This is a genomic window from Anaerotalea alkaliphila (assembly GCF_010179735.1).
Classification (GTDB): Bacteria; Bacillota; Clostridia; order Lachnospirales; family Vallitaleaceae; genus Anaerotalea; species Anaerotalea alkaliphila.
In genome coordinates, this window is the sequence record NZ_JAAEEH010000071.1 from 1 (window position 1) to 4,802 (window position 4,802).

Annotated in this window: 7 protein-coding genes; all 7 read right to left on the minus strand. The window is 51.9% G+C overall.

The features are described from left to right. Nucleotides 1-146: 146 nt before the first annotated feature. The 7 genes from GXN74_RS14050 to GXN74_RS14080 are packed head-to-tail and all read right to left on the minus strand — an operon-like array spanning nt 147 to nt 4,684. Complete coding sequence (locus GXN74_RS14050) at nt 147-1,052, minus strand: major tail protein (RefSeq protein WP_162371562.1); 906 nt, start codon at nt 1,050-1,052, stop codon at nt 147-149. Nucleotides 1,053-1,064: 12 nt separating this feature from the next. Further along, on the minus strand, nt 1,065-1,535 hold the full coding sequence (locus GXN74_RS14055; RefSeq protein ID WP_162371563.1) for an HK97-gp10 family putative phage morphogenesis protein: 471 nt from the start codon (nt 1,533-1,535) through the stop codon (nt 1,065-1,067). Beyond that, nucleotides 1,535-1,852 (minus strand): hypothetical protein, encoded by a 318-nt coding sequence (locus tag GXN74_RS14060; protein WP_162371564.1) that lies wholly within the window; start codon nt 1,850-1,852, stop codon nt 1,535-1,537. Before GXN74_RS14060 ends, GXN74_RS14055 begins: the two co-directional genes overlap by 1 nt. After that, entirely contained in the window at nt 1,839-2,192 is a 354-nt protein-coding gene (locus tag GXN74_RS14065; RefSeq protein ID WP_162371565.1) for a hypothetical protein, read from the minus strand. Before GXN74_RS14065 ends, GXN74_RS14060 begins: the two co-directional genes overlap by 14 nt. Then, the gene (locus tag GXN74_RS14070; protein ID WP_162371566.1) at nt 2,164-2,469 is read right to left on the minus strand and encodes a hypothetical protein; all 306 of its coding nucleotides are present in this window, start codon (nt 2,467-2,469) and stop codon (nt 2,164-2,166) included. The genes GXN74_RS14065 and GXN74_RS14070 overlap by 29 nt, the downstream gene beginning before the upstream one ends. A 13-nt stretch (nt 2,470-2,482) precedes the next feature. Then, nucleotides 2,483-3,970, minus strand: coding sequence for a phage major capsid protein (locus GXN74_RS14075; RefSeq protein WP_162371567.1), 1,488 nt, complete (start codon nt 3,968-3,970; stop codon nt 2,483-2,485). Nucleotides 3,971-3,982: 12 nt separating this feature from the next. Then, nucleotides 3,983-4,684 (minus strand): head maturation protease, ClpP-related, encoded by a 702-nt coding sequence (locus GXN74_RS14080; protein WP_246208738.1) that lies wholly within the window; start codon nt 4,682-4,684, stop codon nt 3,983-3,985. Nucleotides 4,685-4,802 lie beyond the last annotated feature (118 nt).

The following is a 4,802-nucleotide window of genomic DNA, read 5'->3' on the forward strand; positions in this document are numbered from 1 at the left end:
AAGCATCATAGGCAACAAACAGACATGAAAAACCCACCATGACCTGAAAACGTTTCAGGTCATGGTGGGTTTTTGTTTGGTTAAATTTGCGGCTACGAAAAACTATGATGTTTTTCAGTGGCCTCGCAGGAATCCCTGCCTTATGGTTACGCTGTGGTGAACTCGACAACCTGGTTTTCGAGCGTCTGTCCATGGATATCCTTGACTTCCGTCATGATGAGGATATATCCTGTAGCTGCCGCCAGATTCGATTCCGGATTGATGGTGATGATCTTGCCAGTGGTGTCCTTGGTCAATGTTGCTGCCACAGGTGCGAATGCTTCCGTAAACAGCGTGATGCTCTGGCTCAGGATTTTGTTGTTGAACGTAAGGACGATGTTGCTTCCAACATCAACTCCTGTCGCCTCGTCCACCGGGCTGCTGGAAGACAGCGCCAGTGCCTCAGGCGCATCTGCCGTATCCGGTGTCTGCACCTGGCCAAACCAGCCGGTCGGGTCGAAGGCTGCATCCACGGTATCCGCAAATATGCGCTTCAAAGGTTTTGTTTCCCCGTCGATTGTCCATTTGTGTGTGGTCGCCACAGCTGTGAATGTCATCTGGTACGTCTTTTCTTCAATTCCATCACCCTTTTTGGACGATGCTTCCTCTGATCCGCCGCTGAAGGTGCCCTTGAGGTATTGGTAATACCTGTATCCGTCTCTTCCCTTGTTGAACCGGAAGGAAACGGCCACATCCGGGGGATTGGGTTCCCCAACATCGTATACCCTTCCCGTTGCCGAATCATAGTACTTCCCAAGGTATTTTGCGGCTACCTGTGCCGGCACACCGGACACGGTCATGTTCAGCGTTGTCACTCCCTCCGAAACATAGTTGTTTGCAGGAATGTTGTCGTAGTAGGTTGTTTTGCTCTCTGTTTCCGTGTCACCTACGATTTCGGCTACCGGGGCAAAATATTCAGGCGTGTCCGCCAGGTAGCTTGCCTCGGAATCCTCCAAGATGACCGCAGCATGGACACTGTCCACACCAACGAATTCGGCATATTTCTGATCCATTTTCACATCTCCTTATAAGCTGTAGATTTTGAGTTGTTCATCCAGTTCCTTGCCCATGGCATCAACTGCGATGCCTTTCGTCTTCTTAACCGCAGGTCTAACAAACGGCCTCTTCTTGAGGGTACTGGTGCCTGATTCCATGGCTCTGGCCTTCAACGCTTGGGGTACGCCTTTGCTGTCATATCCTCCAAAACCAATCTTTACGTTTGTATTCCCATTTTTGTCCACCATCGGCCGCGTTACGCCGAAAGAATCCAGCAGTTCTCCTGTTGGCCTGTTCCTCTTGCCACCAAACAAGCCGCCATCCCCTTTGCCCGCATATGCCGGGTCGTTCAGGTTGGCCACAAGATTCTTGCGTATTTCATCCGCTACCGGGTTTGCTCCAGCTCTGACAACCTTCTTTGCGATTTCCGGAGCGTCTTTTCCAAACTTGTCCAGCTTTCGGGCATATTCATCACCGGCATTGAATTTCATCTTTGCCATCAAATCATCTCCCATAACCACTCATAGTGGATGAATCCAGTCTCTTCCTCATGCTGGACTGAATTCAGTTTCCAGGCAATGTCAGATGTGTTGAGCTTCTCCTGGATCAGGTCGAAATTGGAATCGTACTCGGTCTTCGTGAAGTAGTCGATTGTACCCTGCAGGATCTGTGTCGTCTTCCTGTTGTCCGCATGTCCTGAGTTCCCTTCCGAATCTTCGGCCCAGATGATGTATTTGTCAGCTTCCGCATGGGTGAAATAATGATAGACCGGCAATCCTGTCTCCAGGAGCCTGTCCCTCAAATCAAGCAAAGTCATAAGCCGCATCAATCCTTTCCAGCGAAAGGTCCATAGAAGGCGGGGCAACATCTTTGGGATACTGCACCTGCAGAATCCTGTACTGCTCACCATCAACCGGTACAACCACATCCTGGCTGGACACTTCCTTGATGAGCTGCACCCTTAGCAGCCTTTCGACCTTCACCTGTGACTGGAAGGCATTCCAGTACCGGTTCATGCCTACAATCCTTTCCTCATACCGCAGATTCTCTACTTTTAGGGTAAGTCCTTCCTTCGGCATGTCCCCCTCAGCTGAGATGTTCCCAACGGCGTAGATGTTCAAGGTCCCATCATTGTACGTCTGTTTCTGCCGCTTCATACGCTTCCACCTCTTTTGAGATTTGCAGGGCCAGCAGCTCATGAAGGAAATTCTTCTGGAAGTCCTCCAGCGCATTCGACCTTGCGTATCTGCAGTAATCGAACAGCAATTCCCTGGCCTTGTCCTCCAGCTGGTAGTCCTGTGCAGATCCCGCAATCCCATCTATGTAGTTCACCCCACGGTCAATGATGCCGGAGAGTTTCAGGTCTCCGGCATCGTCTTCCCATGTGATGTCAAGGTAGTTGCGGACATCGGCCAATAGTGTGCTGTCCGCCATCTAGTTCACCTGCTTATTCGCTCTTGGTCACAACAACTGTGTAGGTTTCGGTTTCACTTCCGCTGGTTACGTTGACAACCACGGTATTCTCACCGGCATCCCATGTGGCAGCTGTTCCGTTTACGTGTGCTACATCGTTCACCAGGATTTCAACTGTAGCTTCCCCGTCCATGGCCACCGCTGTGATTGTGTTGGTCGCATTGACTGTTGCTGCCGTGTAGCTCATGGTGGATTTGTTGAATGTCGGAGACAGTTCAAGGGATCCGATTGTCAGGCCGGCCAGCCTTGCGTCATACAGGGGATAGTAGGTCGGCACCGGACTGTCGATGTCGTTCGCCACAAATACGCGGTGGGTCGCAGGCTTCATGTTGGAGATGTCCGCATAGATGAATGCGTTGTTGTCCAAGGGCTCCCCATGGCCATACAGCTTCACCAGGTACACCCTTTCGTCCTCCAGGAACCTGTACTCGTCGCTGTACTCGATTTTTCCGGATTTTGCGGTTCCGATTCCCATGAAGTACCGCTTCCCGATACCGATGACGGCTTTTCCTACCGGCACTTCGATGGACGGGATCACCTTTGTGGGGAAGGGGAACACATTGTTGACGTAGGTGCCGTTCGCACTCCTGATTGTGGTTGCAGGCATGACCTTCTGGAGATAGTCTACGGGGTTGCAGATGAACAGCACCTCGTTGACCACTCTGGATTTCCCGTTTGGGGATACAGCCAGGGCAGCCAGCAAACCTCCATAGGTTGTGGGATCCAGGCTACTCACAACAACGGCTTCCTTCAGGGGGTAGACACCGTCTGTCACGACTACGCCGCTTCCGACCTGCCGGTTCATCCCGATGGGCATTTCCTTGCCGGTTCCGTTAACGATCGCTTCTTCCAGCCCAAGGGAAGCAGCTTCGCCAAGGACTGCCCTGGTGTATCTGTCCAGCCATGCCGGTCCAAGATCCAGCATTGCCTTGCAGATGGGCAGGAATGCGGACAGTTTGTTGTGGGTCATGTTGACTTTCTTGAATCCGCTTGTGAGTTCCTTTACAATTTCGCTGCAAAGGGTGCCCCATGTTGCAAGTTCGGATTCATCCGTGTTGACCAAGTACTCGATCAGGCCGCTTGTGTTCTGGAAGTCGATGGCATCCAGCAGGGGATGGCTCGTCTTCAGGTCCTCGAAGGTGGCATCCACTACTGTCTTGGGCATGACCACGTCCAAATCCGTCAGCGCCTGTTTGGGGTTGGAGGATCTCATGGCATCGATGACAGCCTGGAAGTAGCTGCCCTCTTCGGATGTGAGCTGCCTCACACCTCTACCCGTTAGGATGTTCGTGTCCGCTTGCTGCACAAGCCCTCTTGCTTCAGCCAATACGGCTTCCTGGATGTTTTCCGTGAATTCCCCGAATGCCTGCGCAAACACTTCTTCATCCCCAGATTTCAGGGCCTGGTTGAGCCTGCTCAGGATTTCGTTCTTTTGTTGTCTCAAAAGGTCCAGATTCTTCATGTGATTTCTCCTCTACTGGCGGAAAAGTGCCGCCATCAGTTTTTTTGCCTTGTTTTCGGGTTCCGATTCTGGGGATGGTGCTGGGGATGGTTCAGGTTCCGACGCCTGGGGTTTCGGCTCTTGTACGGAAGGCTCTTGCATCGCCCTGATTTGTGCTGCCAGCGCCTTGTTGTAGTTGATCTTCTGCTCCAGTGTCTTGTTCCTTTGCTCAAGCATGGCCTTTGCGTTTGTGAGGTCCACTTCGCCCAGCGTCACCTCGTCTGCCAGTCCATACTCAAGGCATTCCGCAGCTGTCAGCCAGCTTTCGCTGTCCAGCAGCTCCATCAGCTTTTCTTCCGTGATCTTTCCTGCTGATTTCTCCAGATAAGCCTGACGGTTCCCCTCCATGATCTTTTCAAGGTCATCCGCAGCCTTCCTGAGCTCCTTCGCGTTTCCCGCAACATAGTTCCATGCGTTGTGGATCATCTGCATCGTATTGGACGGCATCACTACTTTGTCGCATGCCGTCAACACAAATGATGCGGCGCTGCATGCAAACCCGTCCACATATCCTGTGACCGTTGCCGCATGCCGTTTGAGCTGGCTCCTGATGGCCATGGCCTCAAACACGGATCCTCCGAAGCTGTTCACATACAGGTTGATCTGATTCACGTCCGGATATTTTCCAAGCTCGCTCCGGAAGTGGTCGGCGGACGTTTCGCTTTCAACCTGCATTCCCGGATTTTTATACCAATGATTATACGAAAACCATTGAAAACACTGGGTTTTGAGGCGGTTTTGCATTGACTTTTGACCCATTCATTGGTATAATTATACCAATGAATGGAGGTGC